Here is a 22,932-nt window from a genome sequence, read left to right on the forward strand (position 1 = left end):
AATCCCCTCGCCCCTTTGGGGAGAGGGTTAGGGTGAGGGGCACATACGGCGGTAGTGGTCATTCCGTTCACTTTACGTTCCTTGCTACTCTGTTACGACAATACCTGTGAACGTGCCAGGGTGGCTCAGTCGCCACCACCCTGGCGACCCGGGCTCCCGGCGGTAAATCGCCGCTTCGCGGTACCCTCGGCTTATTCCTTTCGGCTTATCGGGGACGGGCGGAGGTAACGTCCATGTAAAGCCCGCCCTCTCGGCGCATCCATGCGCCTCGCCCCGGCCTGCAGGAAACGCCTCAGCGATTTACAGCCGGACCAGGGCGTCGCTGCAAGCCATTCATTTTCCTGAAGCAACGTTCATCGCTTCGGGTAGAGAAATTACTGGGGATCCCTCAGCCCTGTGGGAGAGGGGCGGGGTGAGGGCATCAGGCCGCAATAAATTACAGCGCCTGATGCTTAGTCTCATGCGTCAGCAGCAGCGCAATCAGCGTCAGCGCCGCCATGGCCGCCAGATAAACCCCCACGTAGAACAGGCCGTAATTTGCCTGCAGCCAGGTGGCGATATACGGCGCCACGGACGCGCCCAGAATGGACGAGACGTTATAGGAGAACGACGCGCCGGTGTAGCGCACTTCCGTCGGGAACAGCTCCGGCAGCAGCGCGCCCATCGGGCCGAAGGTCAGCCCCATCAGGCTCAGGCCAATCAGCAGGTACGCCATCACCAGCGCTGGGCTACCTGAGCTCAGCAGCGGCGGGAAGACGAACAGAGCAAACAGAATGATCAGCGTAGTGATCGTAATCATGCTTGCGCGACGACCAAATTTATCCGCCAGCAGGCCGGCAATCGGTACCATCACGCCAAACCCGATCACCGCCATCATCAGCATCCACAGCACTTCGTTACGCGGCAGGCCCAGCCCAACCGGCGCGGCGGCGGTACTGTAGGTCATGGAGTAGACCGTCATGATGTAGAACAGCGTATAGGTCGCCAGCATGATAAACGTGCCCAGCACGGTCACGCGCACGTGTTTGGTCAGCAGGGTGCCCAGAGGCACTTTTACCTGTTTTTTCGCCGCGGCTACTTTTGCGAACACCGGCGTCTCATGCAGGGAAACACGCACATACAGGCCAATCAGCACCAGCACGGCCGAGAAGACAAACGGAATACGCCAGCCCCAGCTCATGAACTGTTCGTCCGTCAGCAGCCAGGAGAGCAGCAGGAAGGTCCCGTTAGCAAAGAAGAAGCCAATCGGCGCGCCAAGCTGCGGGAATGAACCGTACAGCGCGCGTTTACGCGGCGGGGCGTTCTCGGTCGCCAGCAGCGCCGCGCCGCCCCATTCACCGCCCAGCCCCAGACCCTGACCAAAACGCGCCAGCGCCAGCAGGACCGGCGCCAGAATGCCGATGGTTTCGTAGGTCGGCAGCAGGCCGATTGCCACGGTGGAGATGCCCATCGTCAGCAGCGAGGCCACCAGGGTGACCTTACGCCCAATACGATCGCCAAAGTGTCCAAACAGCGCGGAGCCAATCGGACGCGCCACAAACGCGATAGCAAAGGTTGCCAGAGACTGTAGCGTTGCCGCCGTCGGGTCTCCCTGCGGGAAGAAAATATGCGGGAAAACGATGACCGCCGCGGTGGCGTAAATGTAAAAGTCGAAGAACTCAATGGCGGTGCCAATCAGCGATGCGACGACAACTTTATTGCGCGAGTTTACCGGGACGTTTTCCGCACCAGAGTCGAGTGTTGTGGCTGTTGATTGCATAATATTTTCTTATTTTTTGTCGAACGAAAGGCCATATTACGCACAGCAAAAGCGACATTTCAATCTGTAACAAAGCCGCCTGTCGGTTATAAAAGCAACAAAAAGCGGATAATGTTCAGGCCAGCCAAAATGCTTCCATGAAATGCTTCACAGTTTTTAAATATTGGTGGATAAAACTGGTTTTCGGTTAAATAAAAGTTACGGACTGGATTTATATGCTGAAATGATGAGTCGGGCTGAAATATCAGCCCGAGAGCGGGGTTAGCGATGTGTTTTTCCGGGCATTCGCGTGTCGCCTTTGTACTCGGCGGTGGCAATCCACGCCGCGCAGAACAGGGTCAGGCGGGCGAAGAAGTAGAAGAAGGCCATGAGTCCGAGCACCGAGCCAAACGCCGCGCCGGATGGGGATTTCACCAGCGACGGCAGGGTGTAGGTCATCACGATCTTGATCACTTCAAAGCCGATTGCCGCAATCAACGTGCCGCGGAGCAGCGCCTTCTTACGCGGGCGATGACGAGGCAAGCGCCAGAAAATCCAGAAGAACAGCAGGTAGTTGGCGAAGATGGAAATCGCCAGCCCGATGCCGCGCCAGGCGGGCTTCAGCCATTCGATGTAATCCAGATAGAGCGCAGAAATAATCATCTGCTGCGCGGAGCCGGCCACGGAGGTAATGGAGAGCGTGACGACGAGCGCGATAAGCAGGCCAATCAGCGAAACAAAGTCGCGGAAATATTTAACCCAAATTTTCTCCTGATCCTGCGGTTTACGCTCCCACACCTCGCGCGACTGGGCGCGAATAGCTTCGCGGAGGTTGCCCATCCAGTTAACGCCGGAGTAAAGGGCGATGAGCAAACCGACAATCCCTACCGTGGTACGCTGCTGCACGGCGGTATTGATGGTGCTTTTCAGCGTGGTGGCGAGGGTCGGGTCACTGACGTTATTCAGGATCTTATTGAAGATATCCTGCAGCAGCGTCGGGTGCGACGCGAGCACAAAACCGGCCGCTGCAAATGACACCATCAGGATGGGGATCATCGACAGGAACGAAAAATAGGTGATCGCGGCACCGAACTGGTTCCCCATGCGGTCATTAAAGCGCTCGGTCGCACGTATCAGATGCGCAACCATGGGAAACTGCTGAATTCTCTCCGCCAGACTGGTGACGGTGCCCAGCGCCTTGCTGGCGGTACCGGGGGCTTTAGCCTCTTCTGGCTCGGTTTCCATCTTCTTGATGGGTTCATACTCTAAATGTTGGGTGGGTCGTTGCGGGTTATTTTCCGGCGTCACGCGTCTTTTCCTTTTTCGTTTGGCTGGATGTTACTGAATTATAGCTTGCGACTAATCCACGTAAGCTTTTGTGAGTTCGGTCAGCCACTCCATAAACAGATGAACCCGGCGAGAGAGGTTGCGCCGGTGGGGGTAAATCAGGGAGACAGGCATCGGTTCCGCGCGATACTGCGGGAGGATCTCAATCAGTTTCTTCCCGCGCAGCAGGTCTCGCACCCCAACGCGCGGGGCCTGAATGATCCCCAGCCCGGCAAGGCAGGCGGCCTGATAAGTTTCCGTGCTGTTGACGGTTAGCACCCCGCCCGTTTTTATCCACTGGGTCGTGCTGCCGTTATAAAATTCAAAGCCCTGAGGGCGGCTTCCCAGCATCGCGGCGTAATGAATCACGGCGTGCGAGCCTAAATCGTCCAGCGTGTCAGGGTAGCCAAAACGCGCCAGATAATCCGGGCTGGCGCAGTTGATCACCGACAGCTTGCCCAGCGGACGGGCTATCAGCCCTGAGTCCTTCAGGGAACCCACGCGGACGACGCAATCAAACCCTTCGCGGATCACATCCACCAGACGATCGCTGCTGCTGAGCTCCAGTTCGATACCCGGATACTGCTGTAAAAACGCAGGCAGTTTGGGGATGACGACATTTCGAGCAACGCCAACGGGCATATCCACGCGCAGCCTTCCGCTGATGCTGGAGGGATCGTGCTGAAACATGCCGTCCAGTTCATCCAGGTTCGCCAGCAGGTCTTTTGCCCGTTCGTAATAGACCATGCCGTCCTGCGTCAGGCTGACGCGGCGCGTGGTGCGGTGCAGTAGCTGGGTGCCAAGCCGGTTTTCCAGAGCCTGAATTTGCCGGGAAACGCTGCCTTTCGGCAGCGTTAATGTCTCTGCCGCGCGGGAAAAACTCTCCAGCTCCGCGACGCGAACAAACAGCTGCATTGCGTGAATTTTATCCATAGATGAAGCTCATTGTTGTTTGCACTGAAACAGTGAAGCGTTATTACCCATCTTTATTGATCTTCTATCACCTAATAAGCTCTTTCTCAATCTCCATAACAGCCAAAACGAGGTTTATGATGACTGAACGTATCGCATTAGTGACGGGTGGTAGCCGCGGCCTGGGTAAAAACGCTGCGTTGAAGCTGGCGGCAGACGGAACGGGAATTATCCTGACCTACAATCGTGGCCAGCAGGAAGCGCTGGAAGTTGTGCACGAAATTCAGGAAAAAGGCGTCAAGGCGGCGGCATTACAGCTCAACGTCGGGGATATCGCAAGTTTCGAGAGTTTTGCTCAACAGCTTCAGGAGATCCTGAAGAACGTCTGGCAGCGCGAAACCTTTGATTATTTATTAAACAACGCCGGGACGGGTTTATACGCACCCTATACCGAAACGACGGAAGCCCAGTTTGATGAGGCGCTGAACATCCACTTCAAAGGGCCCTTCTTCCTGACGCAGCGCCTGCTGCCCCTGCTTAACGATGGGGGCCGGATCCTCAACGTCTCCAGCGGACTGGCCCGCTTCACCCAGCCAGGCTCAGGAACCTACGCGGCCATGAAAGGGGCGATGGAGGTGCTCACCCGCTATCAGGCGAAGGAGCTTGGCGCGCGCGGTATCTCCGTCAATATTATCGCACCAGGCGCGATCGAAACCGACTTTGGCGGTGGACGCGTGCGCGACAACGCAGAGCTTAACCAGATGCTGGCGTCGCAGACGGCGCTGGGGCGGGTAGGGCTGCCGGACGATATCGGCGATGCCATTGCGGCGCTGCTCAGCGATAGGCTGGGCTGGATGAATGCGCAACGTATTGAAGTGTCAGGCGGTATGTTCCTGTGATGTCTGCTGTTAAGGGGAGGGAACCCCTTAAGGAAATCCTTAATATGGATGTGTCAAAATGCGGGTAAATATAAAAACCACTGGCGGATTTGTAACCTCTCCATTCATTGAGTTTTTTCTTAAATAGCGCCTCTGTAGAATCCCCCTTCGCTATTCTCAGAGGGAGAAATACGATGCGAGTAATCATGTTTGACAGGCAGTCGATATTTATTCATGGAGCGATACACGGTTTGCGGAAATTAATTCCGGGAATAAATATAACGGGGGCTTGTCAGGCAGACGATTTATGGGCGCAAATATCCGCGTCACCGTCTGCTATCGTCATGATTGACGGCAATTTAATTCAGGATGAGGGCAGTTCTTTCCTGGACGAAATCATGCATCGCTTCCCGTCGGTACGGGTGATGATGGTTCTGGCAAAAAAAGAGACCCGATGGGTTGAACAACTCATGCAGCGAAACGTGATGGCCATTATCCCCCGTAACGCCAACCCTGAGCGGTTTGCCGCCGTGCTGGATTCCGTGTCCAGAGGGATGGTCTGTTTTCCCGGTGAGTGGGTCAGCCAGCAATCGTCAGCGCAGGCGTTACTTTCCTTAAGCGAGCGTCAGCGTGAGGTTCTGAAGCTGCTGGCGGCGGGGGAATCAAACAAAGAGATTGGCCGCAATCTCAACATCAGTGCGGCCACGGTAAAAGCGCATCTGGAAGCGCTTTTTCGCCGGCTGGAGGTGAAAAACCGAACCCAGGCAGCCATGTACTACACCCGGGCGACGGCCTGAAGCAGCGCTTTCGGGAGTGGAGACGTCACGCCGAAACTCACTATCATCAGTACCAGCGCGTCATGCTGCTGCTGGGTTAATGGATGTATACATTTTTCCCGCAGCAGCGTTTCACACAGCTGAATATCTTCATGGAGTAAATATTCCGCCTGAAGAGGCGTGATAAGGCCGTGAAAAGTTTCCCGTTCGCGGATCACATGCCCATAGCCGATAACCCATAAACCCTTTTCATCACGATATTTCTCCAGTGAAAGCCCTTGATGTTTCTTTATTAATTCTATGGCGGCAGAAGATATATTCAGCGCATGACCGTTCATATTCGTTTCCTCTTAATGGCGATACTGTAGAGGAATCAAGGGACGAGCAATATCCGCCAAATGGCTATTGATCAGGAATTATTGTTCAGGTATTCCTGTCGTAATAACCCAAATAACCAGTCATTTTGCCAGCGACCGGAAAGGTAATAGCTTTCGCGAAGCTCGCCTTCAAGCTGGAAGCGGGCTTTTTCCAGCAGGCGCCTGGAGGCGATATTTCCCGCGGTGACGGTGGCGGTGAGCCGACGAATACCGCCCTGATGAAAGGCGTAATCGCAAAGCGCCAGCAGGGATTCAAAGCCGTAACCTTTGCCCTGCGCCTCGGGGGCAAAAAGAAAGCCCACTTCGGCGCAATCTTCTTCCCGATGAATATATCCGGTAACGCCCAGCGGGGCCTGTGAGAAGGCGTCACGGACGACGAGGCACAGCCAGTGCGCGCTGCCTGGCGTCCAGGGCGTCAGGCGCGAATCAAACGCCTCGCGGATCGCCGCGACGGGGCGGTTCTCCGCCACAAAGCGCATGACCTCGGGGTGCTGCTGCAACGCCAGAAAAAAGGGCCAGTCTTGCTCCTGCAAGGGGGAGCAGTTCAGGCGTGAGGTCATTAATACTGGCATTAAGATTCTCCTGAAACATTTTAAATGATTTTAGGGTTGTCACTTTATTTCAACAGAAAGTCAGGTATGGTTAAGCGCGTATAAATAAAAAGAAAAACGGCCATTAGTGCCCATTCCGGATGTCTTCGTTGTCGCTTAAGGAAAACAATGACTCTCAGCACATCACATCATATCCGCGAACAGTTTGAACACTGTCTGGCGGTCATTCGCCAGGCGTCGGTGGAAATCTTGCTTCTTCTGAATGTACATGTTTCTGAGGGAAAAGATCCACGCTGGTTTCTGGAACAGCTGGACAGCGCGCGTTTAGGCCTCGGGGGATGGGCTACGGTTGCGAAGAAGCTCAACCTGAATGATGCCGAGATGTCGGAATTTACGCTGCAGCTGCGCCTGCTGCAGCAGCGCGTCCCGCAGTATGAAAGCGGGCAGGATGTCAGTGAAAACCAGCTTATTGCGGCAATGCGGTTTGTGACTACGCTGGAACATCTTCGTCTGCAGCAGCCGCTTCTGACCTACAGCACCGAGCTGGAGCCGGGTAGCGAGCTTCAGCAACAGCAGGCGCACAAGCAGGTACGCGCAATTGAGTTAATGATTAAAGGCCTCATTCATCAGGCCTGGCCCGATCAGGTGCGGCTCAATAACCACCTTAAAACCTTATTTAACGCTGACCGCGTACGGCGCTGGCTGAAGCATGGCGAAATCAACGATGTCCTGAGCGGCATGATGTTCAGTGAACTGGCGCAGATGCTGGTGGATAAAAAAGAGTTCAGCCGCTATTACGCCTCGCTGTTTAACGACCCGTCCATGCTGACGCTGCTGGTGGAGCCGCGCAAAACGCTGCAAACCTTCCTCGACGACATTCGACAAATCCGCAACAGCATCACGGTGCAGAAAACGTTAAGTTCGGCGCAAATTCAGCTGCTGGATAACTACTACATGCAGATCTCCCGTCCGGTTCAACGCGCGTTCGAAGAGGGGAGAACGCGCGTCAACCCGGCCGGATTCATGGCGGTGGATGCCAGCGAGCTGCACGCGTTCTGGGAAAAAGCGCAAAAAATGGATCGGGTCACCGGTGGGGATCTGTTTGAAGTCCGCGACACGATTGAAAAGCCGACCCAGCGCGCGCCGCGCACGCCCGAACAGCGTGAGCAGCTTATCTCCGGTGCGTTGTGGGGAGCGGTAGGCGTGATGGTAATTGCCATCGTGGTAGGCGGCTTCTGGCTGGTGACCAGCAGCAAACCGCAGCCTGCGGCCGAAAATACGGCGCAAGCGGCGGCTCCGCCGCAGGAGATGCGCGAAACCCCTTCCTCGCGCGAGACGCTGACGCGCATGGGGGTGACCTGGGACGATAATAATTTCCGTTCGGCGATTAACCGCAACGATACCCGCGTGGCGCTGCTTTTTTTGCAGGGTGGAATGGACTGGAAGCTGTCATGGACCGAAGAGGCGATGTCGGCAGGCTATGACGACGTTCTGGAGCTTATGCTGCGCTACCGGCAGAACATGGCGGAAGAGAAGCCGTGTCGTCGTTTTATCAATACGCTCAGCCACGCCATGTCGAACGGCGAGTCTCTGACGTCAATACGTAAAGAGTATCTGAAAGCGTTCTGCACCGTGCCGGCCGTGGTGAAGCGCCAGAAGCACGATCTTGAGATGGCAACGCGACGCGCGCAGTCACAGCCGGATGCCACCACGAAAAAATGGCAGTCTATTCAGACCGCCATTTATGAGGTGATTCGTTAAAATTTCCACCCCTCACCCTAACCCTCTCCCCAAAGGGGAGAGGGAACTTGAACACCCTCGCCCCTTTGGGGAGAGGGCCGGGGTGAGGGGCCAGACCGCACCCTAACCCCCTCAAGGCTCCCCATACAACCCAATCAACCGTCGCACCACGCCGTTCGTCCAGCCGAAGCCATCCTGCAGCGGATATTCCCCGCCGCCCCCTTCGCGCGGCGTACTGCTGGCGATGTGGTACTTCTCAATCAGCTTATGGTGCGTCTTGTAGAAGTGGTTAACCGTATGCAGCCAGCTCCAGGCGATTTCATCCCCCAGCGAGTCGTTGCCGTACTGCTTGAATCCCTGAATCGCCATCCACTGCAGCGGCGCCCAGCCGTTGGGTTTATCCCACTGCTCGCCGGTTTCGTACTCGGTTGCCAGAATCCCGCCCGGCGTCAGCAGACGCGCCTTTACCGCGTCCGATAAACGTTCTGCCTGCTCATGCGTCGCCATTCCAACATACAGCGGCACAATGCTGGCGGCAGAAAACAGCGCCAACTCCTCGCGCCGCCAGTCGTAATCGCGGTAACAGCCGCTCTCCTCGTCCCACAGGTAGCGGTTCACCGCCGCACGGCGATCGGTGGCCTTCTGGCGGAACAGCTCGGCCGTCTCTTTATCCCCTTTCGACGCCGAGATATTGGCGATGGCGCTCTCCAGCTTAAACAGGAAGGCGTTTAAATCGATGGGGATAAACTGCGTCGTGCGGATGCTGGCGAGCCGCGACGGATCGCGCAGCCAGCGGGAGGAGTAGTCCCAGCCAGACGCTGCACCCGCACGCAGATCGCGATAGACCTCATTCGGCGGACGGCCCGAGTGGCGGGCGGTTTCCACGTCCTCAATCCACGATTCGTCGCGCGGGGTGTCACGGTCGTCCCAGTAGCGGTTCAGCAATGAACCGTCCGGCATGCGCACCGCGCTGCGGTAGGCCTGATTAAGCAGCAGCGACTCCGCGCCGTCCATCCAGAAGGCGTGCTCCATTTTGAGGTGGTCGAGGTAGCGCTTCGCGCCGCGCACGCCGTCCTCTTCAAACAGCTCCACCATCAGGGCAAAGACCGGCGGCTGCGAGCGGCTGAGATAATAGGTGCGGTTGCCGTTAGGGATATGCCCGTAGCGTTCGATCAACCACGCGAAGTTATCCGCCATGCACTTCAGCAGATCGTTACGGCCGCTCTCCGCCAGCCCCAGCATGGAGAAGTACGAATCCCAGTAGTAGGTCTCGCTGAATCGCCCGCCGGGCACGATATAGGCCTGCGGCAGCGCCAGAAGAGAAGACCAGGGAATATGGTCCTGCGGTTCGCGCGTCAGGACCGGCCACAGGCTATCAATGTGCTCTTTCAGCGACAGGCCGGGGTCGGAGACGTATTCCGTGCTGTAGGTTTCAGGCAGCCAGAAGTGGTTCTCCACAAACTGGCGCAGGTCGAAATCCCGATGGCGTCTGACCTTGCGGTAGCGGATCAGAATATCCAGCGGATCCATCTTCGGCGCGCAGTCGGGGAAGGTTTTGCTGTCCGCGAACAGCCGCGTCGACTGTACGTGCTCGAACAGTTCAAGGTAGCGATCGGCGGGCGTCAGGGCATCGGAGGCGGGTAGCCCCTCGATCATTTCGGGTTCCGGCTCCGCCTCAATCATCTCATCCAGTTTTAACTCGCAGGGATCGGTCTCGTAGCGCAGCTCTTCTGCAATCTCGAATTCGATGTTCTCGGTAGCCTGTAGTTTCTGGTTGAACATGGTGATAGGGACCTCCGGTTGTGTGTTCTAAAGACAGGTTTCTCCGGGCGTCCTATAAGCGTAGACATTCGCTTCGGTAGATGTGGAGGGAAATGTGCGGTAGATCACTCTTTTCGGAGCATTCGTTTTGCAACGATTTATGTCATCAAGCCCGAACAAACCCTTCTCCGGGCATCTTCCGGCGCTCAGTACAGATAATTCCGTTTTGCCAGGTCGACCAGGTCTGCCAGGCGGGTGATGTTAAATTTTGCCATGATACGCTGCTTATACGCGCTCACCTTTTTATTATTCATGTCCAGCATCGAGGCAATAATCTTGTTGCTATAGCCCGCAGCAATGTAGCGCAAAATACAAATATCAATATGAGACAGGGATAGTAATAACGAGGCATCCCGCGGATATCTGGCATGATGATGCCATAGCTCAGAGCCATAGCAATACTCGCCGGAGAGGACGTTATTAACGGTAGTGGTTATTTTATCTAACGAGCTATTTTTATTGATGTAACCAGCCGCGCCAGCCCGCCTGCTTAGCTGTATGTGAAAGTCACTGAAGGACGAGGATAAGATCAGAATCCGAATATCCGGGTGCGTTTTTCTAATTTCCGTCAGGTAAGAAAATACCTCAGCGCTTTGTTGCAGATGTTCCATGATAATCAGGTCCGCATTTAACGCAGGTAATGCGCTGTGCAATTCCTCTATAGCGGAAAATTGTGCCACAACCTCATAATCTTGTTCTGTTAATAAGCCCTTGATACCTGCGCGCAGCAGTGGGCTGGAATCTATGAGAATGACTTTTTTACATGACATTCCTGTCTGTCCTGAGTGGGTAACAAAAACATTATTTTCTATCCATCTCTAAAAAAGTGAACCAAGACTTGTCTTTATCTTTGCCATTATTTTCTTCACTCCCTCTCTACCGAACCTTTCCCTTAAATGACATATAAGACCGGTTTGCGACAGGTCTTATTAAGCCAAAACTTGCCAGACGGGAAGATGGTGTCAGCCAGGGAATGTATCCCGTATGGAAGTGCGTCTGGCGCGTTGCGCGGACACAGATCGATTATTTACACGAGAATTAAAACATGACTCTCAAGCCGGTAAATATTGCAGTCGTAGATAAAGATACGATTGTCAAAGCTGACGTTCTGCGCAGTGAAAAGGTTGGCAGTGCTGTCAAAATTAAAGCCATCCCAAATGCAAAATACATTCTTGCTGAAGGGGAAAATGGCGTCGCGCCAGAAAACATTACGCTGAAACGCGTAGGGAAAGACCTGTTCGTCATGCTGGAAGGCACTGATGAGGATCAGCCACAGCTGATTATTGAAAACTATTTCGACAACCCGGGCGCTCTGGTCGGTAAAGGCGAAGATGGTCAATGGCATGAATACATCGCCACCGAGGGTGACAATGACCACGAAGCCGCATTCCTGCTGGACGGCGAATCTTCCGCTCATGCGCTGGGCGCGGGCGCGATTGCAGGTCTCGACGGTCTGGCCGTTGCGGGCACCGCGTTTTCTCCTGCTCTGCTGGCGCTGGGTGCGCTGGCAGGTATCGGCGCGCTGGTAGGCCTGGGCGCCATTATTCGTCATAACCGTGACGATGGCGGTGACAAAAAAAGCACCGTTGCGCCTGTGACGACTCCTGAACTGACCGACGTGCATGACGATTACGGTACTAAAACCGGTTCGATCCCGCAAAACGGCGTAACCGATGATGCCACGCCGACCTTCAGCGGTACCGGCACGCCCGGCGACATTGTTGAATTCTGGGAAAACAACGTCAAGCTCGGCGAAACCCGTGTCGGCGCTGACGGCACCTGGACCTGGACGCCGGAAACCCCGCTGGCACACGGCGATCACAGCATTGTGCTGATCGGTAAAAGCCCGGATGGCCGCACCAGCGCGCCGAGCGATTCGTTTGATTTCACCGTGGATCTGGATGCACCTGTTAAGCCGACTATTGGCGAGGTTGAAGATGATGTCGGTCAGAAGCAAGGGCCTATCAACAACGGTGATACGACCGACGACAAACAGCCTGTCTTCCGCGGGGAAGGTGCTACGCCTGGCGATACCGTTCGCCTGATCGTTGATGACGAAGTGGTCGGCACCGCGATTGTCGGTGAAGACGGCAAATGGGAAGTGACGCCTGAGAAACCGCTGCCGGAAGGTAGCCACACCGGGAAGGTGATCATTACCGATCCCGCCGGAAACGACAGCGAACCGTCTGACGATTTCAAATTTATCGTTACGCCAGAAAAACCGGTCATCGGCGAAGTGGAAGATGACGCCGGTACCGTTGTGGGGCCAATCCAGAACGGCGGTGCGACTGACGACACGCAGCCGACGTTCCGCGGTGAAAACGGCACGCCTGGCGATACCGTCAGACTGATCGTTGACGATGAACTGGTGGGGACTGCGATCGTCGGTGACGACGGCAAGTGGGCAGTAACGCCGGAGAAACCGTTGCCGGAAGGCAGCCACACCGGGAAAGTGATCGTTACCGATCCGGAAGGCAACGCCAGCGAACCGTCTGATGATTTCGAATTCATCGTGGATCTGCAGGGCCCTGACAAGCCGATCATTGGTGACGTCGAAGACGATCAGGGGCCGTCCGTAGGGCCAATTCATGATGGTGATACCACCGACGACACCCAGCCGGTGTTCAGCGGCGACAAGGGGACGCCTGGCGACACCGTGCGTCTGATTATTGACGACGAAGTGGTGGGTACCGCAATTGTCGGCGATGACGGCAAGTGGGAAGTGACCCCTGAGAAACCGCTGCCGGAAGGCGAACATGAAGCGGTTGTTGTGATCGTCGATCCGGTGGGCAATGCCAGCGATCCGTCCGATCCGATTGGTTTCATCGTAGACACTACGCCGCCGGTAAAACCGACGATTGATAGCGTGTTTGATGATGCTGGCCTGAAAACTGGCAACCTGACCAACGGCGATATCACCGATGACATAACCCCGACCTTTACCGGTACCGCTGAGAAAAACAGCCTGGTGCGCATCATTGTTAACGGTAAGGAAGTGGATTCCGTTACCGCTGACCCGACAGGTAAGTGGACCTGGACGCCGTCTCCGGCGCTGACGAACGGCCACTACGATGTGCGCGTGATTGCCGAAGATAAGGCCGGCCTGCGTTCTGAACCGTCTGACGCGTTCGCGTTTGATCTGGTAGCAGGCGGCATTCCTCCGGCACCGGCAATCACGGACGTAATCGATGATGTCGATGCCCATGTCGGCACCGTACAGCAGGGTGGCATCACGAACGATGACAAACCGACCATCACCGGTACGGGTCAGGACGGGACGACTGTTTATCTGTATGACGGCACTAACCCGGCACCTGTCGGTAGCGCCGTGGTTACGGGTGGCACCTGGACCATTGATTTCGACACTGCTCTTTCGCAGGGCGAGCACCGCTTCCGCGCGGTTGCGGAAAACGCCGTGGGCAACCGCAGCCCGGAAACCGGGGAGTGGGTGATTATTGTGGACTCCGTTAAACCGCTGGTACCTACGGACATTGAACTGTGGGACGACTTCGGCACGCCGGGAATTATTGCGGATAACGGTACCACCGACGATAACACCCCAACCTACCGTGGTAAGGGTGACGCGAACGGTACCGCGATTATCGATCTGGGTAATGGTACCACCGTGCGCGTGCCGGTAGATGGCAGCGGTAACTGGAGCTATACCCCGGCACCGGCCCTGGTGGACGGTGACTACACCTGGAAAGTCGCGATTGAAGATAAAGCGGGTAACGTTGGACCAGAGTCTGCTCCGATCCACTTCACCGTGGACACCAGCCACAACGGTGTGTCTATCAGCCACGTGGAAGACGATGAAGGTGAACTGAAGAGCAATCTGGCCAGCGGTAGCCATACCGATGACACGACACCAACCGTTGTGGGCCGCGCGACGCCTGGTGCGGAAGTGAAAGTATATCTCGACGGTAATTTTGTCGACACCGTGATCGCTGACCCGGCGACCGGTGAGTGGAAATACACCTTCAACCCGGCGCTGACCACTGACGGTACGTACCAGATCACCGCCAGTGAAAATACCGGCACCGGTGACAGCGCGCAGACGGCGCCGTTTGAACTGACGTTGGATACCCGCGTACCGGTTGGCTCATTCGATCGCGTATCGGATGACGTAGGTCTGATGCAGGACGACCTGGCGAACCCGGCAGTGACCGATGACACCACGCCAACCCTGCACGGGACCGGCGTCGCGGGTGATGTCGTGTTTATTTATGACGGCACCACGCTGCTCGACTCCGTGACCGTAGGGCCGGGCAACACCTGGAACTTTACGCTGCCTGCACAGAACAACGGTACGGAACTGGCCCTGACGACGGTATTCCAGAGCCCGACCGGTGTAAGAAGCGCGCCGTCCGCGGAGTGGAAAATCACCATTGATACCGTTGCGCCGACAAGCAGCGCGGTGGTGGATGCAATGACCCAGGACTCCGGTGTCAGCGGCAGCGACTTTATTACTAACAATGGTCAGGCCGGCAGCCTGGTCAGCGGTCATCTCTCGGCTCCGCTGGAAGCGGGCGGCAAAGTGCTGGTTTCCACTGACGGTGGGAACACCTGGCTTGAAGCAATGGTTGACGGCGATAAGTGGGCGTTTGTCGACGGCCAGGGGCACAGCGCGGACTGGACTGTACTGACGCGCGTAGTCGATATCGCCGGGAACTACACCGAATCTTCACAGAAAGTGGTGCTGGATCAGGTGGCACCGGATGCACCGACCGATGTGGTGCGCAGCGGTAACGACGTGACGGTAACGCTGCCGGGCAGCGGGATTGTCGAGGGCGATACGGTGCTGGTGAAGAGCGGCGACATTACCGTCACCCATACGCTGACGGCGGCAGACATCGCTAACGGCAACGTGACCCTGAGCCTGCCTCCGGGCGGCTACACCGATATTCCGGTGGGCGCGGCGATTGTTGACGCAGCGGGTAACAGCTCCAGCTATCACACCAGCGCGTTCACCAGTACCAACAGCTTCGAAGACGATACGGAGTTTGCGGACATTTATGCGGGGGCGTGGGTGCACGGGATGCGTTTCTCCCACACAGCGGATACCGGCACGGCGGATTATGAGTTCAACAGAATGGTCATTGGGGCGGGAAGCACCAACAGCCTGTACTTATTCAGTTCGTCAACTGACACCGGAATGTCAGCCAGCATGTTTGTTGACTTCCAGTACGGCGCTAAAACGGTCGATTTCGTTTTCAACCCGCGTTTTGCCGGTCCGTCTACGACGGTGACGTTCTACGACGTCAACGGCAATGAGATTGATTCTCAGCCAGTGAACGCTTTCATTGGCAACCGTAACGTCCCGGTGTCGTTTACCAGCCCGGATGATACGCCGGTTTACCGGATGGAGATTCACCATGAGGAACTGGGGAGCAGCACCGGGTTTGGTTTCAGCATCGATAACCTGGTGGTAAGCAACACGGCGAAAACCGTCACTCCAGGGGAATTCCTGGCGGATAACCAGGGCGATGTCTGGTACGGCGATGCGGCGGACAACCTGTATCAGGTTGCTGACGTGGCCAGCCTGACCAGCGCGGTGATTCAGGGCGGCGAGGGTACCGACACGCTGAAGCTGCTGGGGGCGGATCAGCATCTCGACCTGAGCACGCTGACACACCCTGTCCAGTCAGTGGAAGTGTTCGACATTACGGGAACAGGTAACAACACCCTGACGTTGAGTGCAGGGGATGTGCTGGAAAACGCCACGCAGAACCTGTTCCACGACAACGACTTCAACCAAATGATGGTGAAGGGCGATGCGGGCGACACGGTGAATCTGAGCGACCTGCTGCCGAACGGTATGGACCCGGGTAACTGGACCGATGGCGGGACGGTGAATGTTGGGGGAGTGGAGTATCAGTCTTACCAGATGGATAGCCTGAATACCGAGATCCTCGTTCAGATGGGAGTCACGGTCACGCTACAGAACCATTAATTGATGCCAGGAAAGTGAGGTTCCTTTACCGGAACCTCCACAACGTTTCGACCAGAACATAAACAGAATTCATTTGGAAAATTGTATGAAAAAGACCGTTATTTCTAACAACAATACTGAAAATATCGCCGCAATGGCGACGCTGCCTTCGCTGCCGACAGACGTTTTACTGTGGAACGACTACCAGTTCCCGCGTGAAATTAACAACGGCGATCCGAGCGAAGATAACACCCCAACCTTTAGCGGTAAGGGTGAGGCGGGCATGACGGCGGTGATCGACCTCGGTGGCGGTCAGAGCGTTCGCGTACCGGTCAGTTCAGAAGGTATCTGGAGCTGGACGCCTGCGCCTGCGCTGGCTGATGGGTCTTATACCTGGTCTGTCGCACTGGAAGATGCGCAGGGTAACCGCGGTCCCTCTACCCCGCCAATCAGCTTCACCATTGATACGGTGGGGAACGCGGTCTCCATTAGCCATGCCGAAGATAACACCGGTACGCTGACCAACCCGCTGGCAAGCGGAAGCAGCACGGATGACGTTAACCCGGTTATCGTGGGGACGGCGACGCCTGGATCTCTGGTAACCCTGTACGTTGATGGTGAACCTGTTGGATCAATGACCGCTGACCCGGTAACCGGCGAGTGGGCGATTGAGATTAACCCGGCGCTGGAATCGGGTAAAACCTACGAAATCACCGCAGGTGAATATAGCGGCCCTGGCGAAATCCCTGCGCCAACGCGTCCGTTCCTGTTGACGGTAGATACCGTTGTGCCGACCGGATCCTTCGATCGTATTGAAGATAACGAAGGCCGTTATAAGGGCGACGTGGCCAACCCGGGCGTGACCGATGATACCACCCCAACCCTGCACGGTACCGGCCGTCCGGGTGATATCGTGTTCGTGCGCAACGGCAGCGACATCATTGATTCTGTCACCGTTCGCCCTGACGGCAGCTGGGAATATACCCTGCCTGAGCAAACGAACGGCACTGCGCTGGACGTTAGCGTGGTCTTCCGTGGCCCGACCGGGGTAGAAAGCGCCCCGACCGCGCCGTGGAAGCTGGTGATTGATACTGAAGCACCAAACAAACCGATTATTGGCGACGTCGAGGACGATAAGGGCCCGGATGTCGGCCCTATTCACAACGGTGACACCACGGATGACACGCAGCCGGTATTCAGCGGTGAAGGCGCTGTGCCTGGCGATACCGTTGAACTGATTGTTGACGACGAAGTGGTGGGAACCGCGATTGTCGGTGACGACGGTAAATGGGAAGTGACCCCGGAAAATCCACTGAAAGACGGTGAGCATGAAGCCGTGGTGGTGATCAGTGACCCGGCAGGTAACGCCAGTGAACCGTCTGACCCAATCGGTTTTATCGTCGACACGCAGCCGCCGGCAAAACCGACGATCGATACCGTGTTTGACGACGCGGGTCAGCAGACAGGTAATATCGATAACGGCGGTATTACTGACGACAGCGCGCCAGAATTCACTGGTACCGCCGAGAAGGGCAGCCTGGTGTTTATCATCGTGAACGGTAAAACCGTTGACTCTGCGACTGCTGACGCCTCTACCGGGATCTGGACCTGGACGCCACCATTGGGCATGGCCAATGGCCATTACGATGTCACCGTTGTCGCACAGGACAAAGCGGGGCTGCGTTCCGAGCCGTCTGACGTCTTCTCATTTGACCTGCTGGCGGGCGGTATTCCTACGGCTCCGGCAATCACCGATGTGATCGATGATGTCGACGCACATGTGGGTACGGTCCAGAACGGCGGCATCACGAACGACGCGCGCCCGACCATTACCGGTACCGCACAGGATGGCACCACGGTCTATCTGTACGACGGCACAAACCCGAATCCGATCGGCAGCGCCGTAGTAACGGGTGGCCGCTGGACGATTGACTTCGACAGCGATTTGCCGCAGGGCGAGCACCGTTTCCGCGCGGTTGCAGAAGATGTGACGGGCAACCGCAGCCCGGAAACCGGCGAGTGGGTGATTATTGTTGATTCCGTTGATCCGCTGGCACCTACCAGCATTGAGCTGTGGGACGACTTCGGCACGCCGGGTCTCATCGCTAATGACGACACCACCGATGACAACACCCCAACCTACCGTGGTAAAGGTGAAGCGAACGGTACCGCGATTATCGATCTGGGTAACGGTACTACCGTGCGCGTACCGGTAGATGAAAAAGGTAACTGGAGCTACACCCCGGCTCCGGCGCTGGCGGACGGTGACTATACCTGGAAAGTCTCTATCGAAGACAAAGCAGGTAACGTGGGGCCGGTTTCTGACCCTATCCACTTTATCGTGGATACCAGCCGTAACGGTGTTTCCATCAGCCACGTTGTGGACGATCGGGGCGACATCACCGGCAACCTGGGCAGCGGTAGCCACACCGACGACACGACCCCAACAGTGGTGGGCCGTGCGACGGCTGGCGCGCTGGTGAACGTATATGTCGATGGAAAACTGATGGATAGCGTACGTGCTGACGCCGTGACCGGCGAATGGCAGTACACCATCAGCCCGGCGCTGACGGCGGACGCACTTTATAAGATCACCGCGAGCGAAGACGCTGGCGCAGGTGAAAGCGCGCAGACGGCACCATTTGAGCTGACGCTGGACACCCGCGTGCCGACAGGATCTCTGGATCGTGTTGCAGATGATGTGGGTCTGGTCCAGGGCGATCTGGCCAACCCGGCCGTGACCGATGACACCACGCCAACCCTGTACGGTAAAGGTGTGGCAGGTGATGTGGTCTTTATTTACGACGGTACCCGACTGGTTGACTCGGTCACCGTAGGGCCAGCGAATACCTGGAACTTTACGCTGCCGCAGCAGAACAACGGGACTGAGCTGTCTCTGACGGCGGTATTCCAGAGCCCGACCGGCGTGAAGAGCGCACCAACGGCGCCGTGGAATCTGACCATTGATACCGTCGCGCCAAACGCGCCGGCTATCACGGGTATGTATGACGATGCGGGCACCTTGATCGCTGACGGCGGTCGTTCACGCGACACCACGCCAGAGCTGCGTGGTACCGCTGAGAAAGACAGCCTGGTGAAAATCTATGGCCCTGACAGCAAAGAGCCGATCGCTTCCGTGTACGCCGATGCAAACGGTAACTGGGCGTGGACCTCGCCGGTGCTGTCGGATGCGAAGTACGACTTCTATGTGAAGGCGCAGGACAAGGCGGGTAACGTGTCGGGTGAATCCAACCATTACGGTCTGGAAGTCGACACGCAGGCGGCCACGCCGGTTATTCTGGGCGCGTACGATAACGTGGAAGGCGGTATCTACAATGGGCTGGTACCGAACGGTGGGCTGAGCAACGACGCCAGTATGGAGCTGCGCGGTACCGCGGAAGCAAACAGCATTATCTATATCTACAACGCCTATAACGATGGCGTGCTGGATACAGTGAAAGCCGATGCAAACGGTAACTGGAGCTGGTCGCGTTCGGTCGGGGATACGGCAGCAGGCCGTCCGCATATGTTCTACACCATTGCCAAAGATGATTTAGGCAACGTTTCCGGCAAATCGGCGACCTACTCACTGAATGTGGATACGGTCAATAATGCGCCTGTGATCACGGGCTCCTGGGATGACGTTCAGGGTGGTGCGTATAACGGTCTGGTGGATAACGGTGGCGTAACCAACGACAGAACGCTGGATTTACGCGGCACGGCGGAAGCGGGCAGTGTGGTGTATATCATCAACCCGGCAAGCGGTGGGGTGTATGGTTCGGTCACGGCTGGTGCGAACGGACAGTGGTCTTTCCCGCTGACCACCAACTACAACAAGACATATGACTTCCAGGCTTACTCTATAGACAAAGCCGGAAACCGCTCCGTGAATTCCTCGAACTTCGCGATTACGGTGGATACGGTTAACGCCGCGCCGGTGATCGCAGGCTCCTGGGATGACGTTCAGGGTGGTGTGTATAACGGACTGGTGGGTAATGGTGGCGTAACCAACGACAGAACGCTGGATTTACGCGGCACGGCGGAAGCGGGCAGTGTGGTGTATATCATCAACCCGGCAAGCGGTGGGGTGTATGGTTCGGTCACGGCTGGTGCGAACGGACAATGGTCTTTCCCGCTGACCACCAACTATAACCAGACGTATAACTTCCAGGCTTACTCTATTGATAAAGCCGGAAACCGTTCGGTGAACTCGACCAATTTCGCGATTACCGTGGATACCGTGGTGGCTGCACCGAGCGTAACGGTAATCTCCGATAACGTGACGGGGGGTAAAGTCGGTAACCTGGTTGACGGGGAGCGTACCAACGATAACCGTCCGACTATTACCGGTAATGGTGCAGAACCAGGCGCGAAAATCGAGATCGTATTGGCCCAGGGTAGCCAGGGATGGACGAGCGGTACAAACCTCGTTTACACCACCACGGCCAAAGCTGATGGTACCTGGAGTCTGGAGATTCCAAATGCGTTGCAGGATGGAACATGGTACTTCCGTGCCAATCAGACCGACCAGGCGGGTAATAAGAGCGGTCTGGGTAACCAGCACTATGTTGTGGTTGATACGGTTGCGGCCGCACCGGTCATTACGGCAGTCGTCGATAACGTTGCGGGCGGCAAGGTTGGTAACCTGGCTGATGCAGAGAAGACCAACGACAACCGTCCGACCATCACCGGTAACGGTGCGGAAGCGGGGGCTAAGATCGAAATCTGGCTGGCAGGCCCAACCACCAGCGCAGGCTGGACAGGTGGTAAGAACATTATCTACACCACCACGGCCAAAGCAGACGGTACCTGGAGTCTGGAAATCCCGACTGCACTGCCTGATGGCACCTGGTATTTCCGTGCCAAGCAGATTGATACCGCAGGCAACAGCAGTGCGTTAGGAGCACAGCGTTATGTGACCGTGGAAACCTGGTCGCCAGAGAACTTCCTGATCACCAGTGTCAGCGGTGGGGGTTACTTCGATGTCGTCGGAGAGGTCATTACCGTTAAAGGTGTAGGTGGTATTCCGGGTCACACTGTCAGTCTGAGAGGCGGGCCTAATTCGACGCTGGCAGGTACAACCGGTCGCGTTTTGGATGACGGTACCTGGACCGTGACCTTAACGTTGGCACAGTGGCGTGCTACCGGATTGTCAGCCCCTGGTAACGGGCCTGGATTTGCCGCCGTGTTTAACGTAGTGGATACCTCTGATACCAGTATTCACACGTACAACGCGGTGCCAATCACTGTTGATGGCAGGCTGCTGGGCACCCGCAGTATGCGTTCTTTCAGCGTTGAGGAAAACACCCAGCCTGTTCATGAAGAGCAGCGGGTGGCCAGCGAGGAAAACAAACCGGCAAAAGCTCCAGTTGTGGCTCAGAACGAAGATAATAACGCGTCTAAGCAGGATGCACCGACAGAGCAGAAAGGCGTTGATCACGTTGAGCATGCAACCGAAGGATATGATGCCGTAAATCATACGCTGATGTTAGCGGGCGACGCGAAGGACAGCATCGATCTGAGCAAGCTGGTCGGAAAAGATCAGCAGGTTTCAACGATTGATATGAACAACGGCAAAGCGGATGTGCTGAATATCAACGTGAACGACGTGCTGACCCACGCTGAGAAGGACCTGTTTGTCGTCGATGGCAACAAACAGCTGATGGTCCAGGGTAACAAAGGTGACGTTGTGAACCTGAGCGATATGCTGCCTGACAACAGCGATCCGGGTAACTGGACCAGCGCAGGTAACGTCAAGGTGTCTGGCGTCGAGTACCAGGTGTACCAGGTGGAAAATCTGGACGTGGAACTGCTGGTACAGACCGGCGTCACCGTCAACGTGAATAATCACTAACTTAAACTTTTCCAGGCCCCCGAAAGGGGGCCTGTGGAGGATTTATGACTTTTTTCAAGACCTCTTTATTCGCGGCGCTGTTTACCTCCTCCGCATTTATTATCCACCCAGCGCTGGCGGCGGAGAATTTTGGTAAGACCTATCAGCCCGTCGCTCCCGTAGGCCAGACGCAGACACAGGTGGTTTACTACCGTGACGCCAGCAACACCGCAGGCGGCGCGGCGCATATTTATGTCGATAATGAATTCCATGACGCACTGCTCCCGGGCGGGTATACCGTTTTCTGTCTGGCGCCGGGCAAGCATAACCTGGGCGCGTACGAGAATGATGCGCCGCAGTATCGCGGTAAAGAGCAGGGCTACAACGTCGAAATGAGCGGGGGGCAAACCTATTTCGTGCGGGTCAGCTCCACCATGAACGCGGCGCCGGAAGCGCGTACGCGCGAACAGGCGGAAAAGGATCTCGCTGGCCTGCGTGAGCAGACCCACGTGCTGTCCCGTGCCTCAAGCGTTGAGGCCTGTAAAAACCTTGCACCGCAGTACAAAGATTACACCCTGTCTGGCGATGTGATGTTCCGCTTTGGCCAGTCCAGCGTGAAGGGCGTTTCTGCCCAGGGCCATCAGGCGGTGAAAGATCTGGTGGCGACGATCAAACGTGAAAACGTTGAGCTGAAACAGATTCAGGTTATTGGCCACACCGATACCATCGGCAGCGATCGCAGCAACTACGCGCTGGGCCTCAAACGTGCGCAGACTGTGCGTACTATGCTGGCTGAAAACGGCCTTCCGGTACGTCTGATGACCGCGACCAGCGTTGGCAGCAATGAGCCGGTGGTTAATGACTGCGATGCGTCCAATAAGAGCGCGTTGATCTCCTGCCAGGCGCCTAACCGTCGCGTTGTTGTACGCGTAAGCGGCGATCAAAACGTGACAGCACCTGCGCAAAAATAATCTCTCAGCCCTGCCTTCCCGTAAAGGGAGGGCATCCTTTCCCCCGCGTATCCTCTCTAAAACCTAATTCGTGACAA

General features: G+C 56.3%; 13 protein-coding genes. 6 read left to right on the forward strand and 7 right to left on the reverse strand.

Annotation, left to right across the window (positions count from 1 at the left end):
• Positions 1-436 precede the first annotated feature (436 nt).
• The 3 genes from UTO39_RS21090 to UTO39_RS21100 form a co-directional block, all read right to left on the reverse strand.
• Positions 437-1,759, reverse strand: coding sequence for an MFS transporter (locus tag UTO39_RS21090; RefSeq protein WP_028014749.1), 1,323 nt, complete (start codon positions 1,757-1,759; stop codon positions 437-439).
• A gap of 261 nt (positions 1,760-2,020) precedes the next feature.
• On the reverse strand, positions 2,021-3,046 hold the full coding sequence (gene yhjD, locus UTO39_RS21095; protein WP_151413438.1) for an inner membrane protein YhjD: 1,026 nt from the start codon (positions 3,044-3,046) through the stop codon (positions 2,021-2,023).
• 51 nt (positions 3,047-3,097) lie between these two features.
• Positions 3,098-3,997 carry a LysR family transcriptional regulator gene (locus tag UTO39_RS21100; protein ID WP_061096801.1) on the reverse strand — a complete coding sequence of 300 codons (900 nt, stop codon included), beginning with the start codon at positions 3,995-3,997 and terminating at the stop codon, positions 3,098-3,100.
• 119 nt (positions 3,998-4,116) lie between these two features.
• On the opposite strand from UTO39_RS21100, the gene UTO39_RS21105 reads away from it, so the two are divergent.
• Both UTO39_RS21105 and UTO39_RS21110 read left to right on the forward strand, forming a co-directional pair.
• On the forward strand, positions 4,117-4,875 hold the full coding sequence (locus UTO39_RS21105) for an SDR family NAD(P)-dependent oxidoreductase (protein ID WP_061096802.1): 759 nt from the start codon (positions 4,117-4,119) through the stop codon (positions 4,873-4,875).
• Between the two features lie 173 nt (positions 4,876-5,048).
• Positions 5,049-5,651, forward strand: coding sequence for a response regulator transcription factor (locus UTO39_RS21110; protein WP_061096803.1), 603 nt, complete (start codon positions 5,049-5,051; stop codon positions 5,649-5,651).
• Here UTO39_RS21110 and UTO39_RS21115 read toward each other — a convergent pair.
• Together UTO39_RS21115 and UTO39_RS21120 are read right to left on the reverse strand one after the other, a co-directional pair.
• Entirely contained in the window at positions 5,630-5,968 is a 339-nt protein-coding gene (locus UTO39_RS21115) for a lysozyme (RefSeq protein ID WP_061096804.1), read from the reverse strand. The two genes, UTO39_RS21110 and UTO39_RS21115, sit on opposite strands and share 22 nt — an antisense overlap.
• Before the next feature lie 71 nt (positions 5,969-6,039).
• Positions 6,040-6,579, reverse strand: a complete 540-nt coding sequence (locus UTO39_RS21120) for a GNAT family protein (protein WP_320728017.1) — start codon at positions 6,577-6,579, stop codon at positions 6,040-6,042.
• 147 nt (positions 6,580-6,726) lie between these two features.
• On the opposite strand from UTO39_RS21120, the gene UTO39_RS21125 reads away from it, so the two are divergent.
• Positions 6,727-8,319, forward strand: a complete 1,593-nt coding sequence (locus tag UTO39_RS21125; protein WP_266179779.1) for an STY4199 family HEPN domain-containing protein — start codon at positions 6,727-6,729, stop codon at positions 8,317-8,319.
• A 111-nt stretch (positions 8,320-8,430) separates the two neighbouring features.
• On the opposite strand, the gene UTO39_RS21130 is transcribed toward UTO39_RS21125, so the two are convergent.
• Positions 8,431-10,080 (reverse strand): alpha,alpha-trehalase, encoded by a 1,650-nt coding sequence (locus UTO39_RS21130; RefSeq protein ID WP_061096807.1) that lies wholly within the window; start codon positions 10,078-10,080, stop codon positions 8,431-8,433.
• Between the two features lie 185 nt (positions 10,081-10,265).
• Entirely contained in the window at positions 10,266-10,889 is a 624-nt protein-coding gene (locus tag UTO39_RS21135) for a response regulator transcription factor (RefSeq protein ID WP_320728018.1), read from the reverse strand.
• Between the two features lie 275 nt (positions 10,890-11,164).
• Between UTO39_RS21135 and UTO39_RS21140 the strand changes: the two genes are divergently transcribed.
• The 3 genes from UTO39_RS21140 (at position 11,165) to UTO39_RS21150 (ending at position 22,855) form a co-directional block, all read left to right on the forward strand.
• Complete coding sequence (locus UTO39_RS21140) at positions 11,165-16,072, forward strand: Ig-like domain-containing protein (protein ID WP_320728019.1); 4,908 nt, start codon at positions 11,165-11,167, stop codon at positions 16,070-16,072.
• A gap of 85 nt (positions 16,073-16,157) precedes the next feature.
• Complete coding sequence (locus UTO39_RS21145) at positions 16,158-21,905, forward strand: Ig-like domain-containing protein (RefSeq protein ID WP_320728020.1); 5,748 nt, start codon at positions 16,158-16,160, stop codon at positions 21,903-21,905.
• A 44-nt stretch (positions 21,906-21,949) separates the two neighbouring features.
• Entirely contained in the window at positions 21,950-22,855 is a 906-nt protein-coding gene (locus UTO39_RS21150; protein ID WP_320728021.1) for an OmpA family protein, read from the forward strand.
• The last annotated feature ends 77 nt before the right edge of the window (positions 22,856-22,932 follow it).

This window comes from Enterobacter sp. 118C5, assembly GCF_034107645.1.
Taxonomy (GTDB): Bacteria; Pseudomonadota; Gammaproteobacteria; order Enterobacterales; family Enterobacteriaceae; genus Enterobacter; species Enterobacter nematophilus.

Excerpts from the sequence above, each read along its gene's own strand:
- UTO39_RS21090 (WP_028014749.1), bottom strand. The coding sequence starts at position 1,759 with ATGCAATCAACAGCCACAACACTCGACTCTGGTGCGGAAAACGTCCCG.
- UTO39_RS21100 (WP_061096801.1), bottom strand. The coding sequence starts at position 3,997 with ATGGATAAAATTCACGCAATGCAGCTGTTTGTTCGCGTCGCGGAGCTG.
- UTO39_RS21105 (WP_061096802.1), top strand. The coding sequence starts at position 4,117 with ATGACTGAACGTATCGCATTAGTGACGGGTGGTAGCCGCGGCCTGGGT.
- UTO39_RS21110 (WP_061096803.1), top strand. The coding sequence starts at position 5,049 with ATGCGAGTAATCATGTTTGACAGGCAGTCGATATTTATTCATGGAGCG.
- UTO39_RS21115 (WP_061096804.1), bottom strand. The coding sequence starts at position 5,968 with ATGAACGGTCATGCGCTGAATATATCTTCTGCCGCCATAGAATTAATA.
- UTO39_RS21120 (WP_320728017.1), bottom strand. The coding sequence starts at position 6,579 with ATGCCAGTATTAATGACCTCACGCCTGAACTGCTCCCCCTTGCAGGAG.
- UTO39_RS21125 (WP_266179779.1), top strand. The coding sequence starts at position 6,727 with ATGACTCTCAGCACATCACATCATATCCGCGAACAGTTTGAACACTGT.
- UTO39_RS21130 (WP_061096807.1), bottom strand. The coding sequence starts at position 10,080 with ATGTTCAACCAGAAACTACAGGCTACCGAGAACATCGAATTCGAGATT.
- UTO39_RS21135 (WP_320728018.1), bottom strand. The coding sequence starts at position 10,889 with ATGTCATGTAAAAAAGTCATTCTCATAGATTCCAGCCCACTGCTGCGC.
- UTO39_RS21140 (WP_320728019.1), top strand. The coding sequence starts at position 11,165 with ATGACTCTCAAGCCGGTAAATATTGCAGTCGTAGATAAAGATACGATT.
- UTO39_RS21145 (WP_320728020.1), top strand. The coding sequence starts at position 16,158 with ATGAAAAAGACCGTTATTTCTAACAACAATACTGAAAATATCGCCGCA.
- UTO39_RS21150 (WP_320728021.1), top strand. The coding sequence starts at position 21,950 with ATGACTTTTTTCAAGACCTCTTTATTCGCGGCGCTGTTTACCTCCTCC.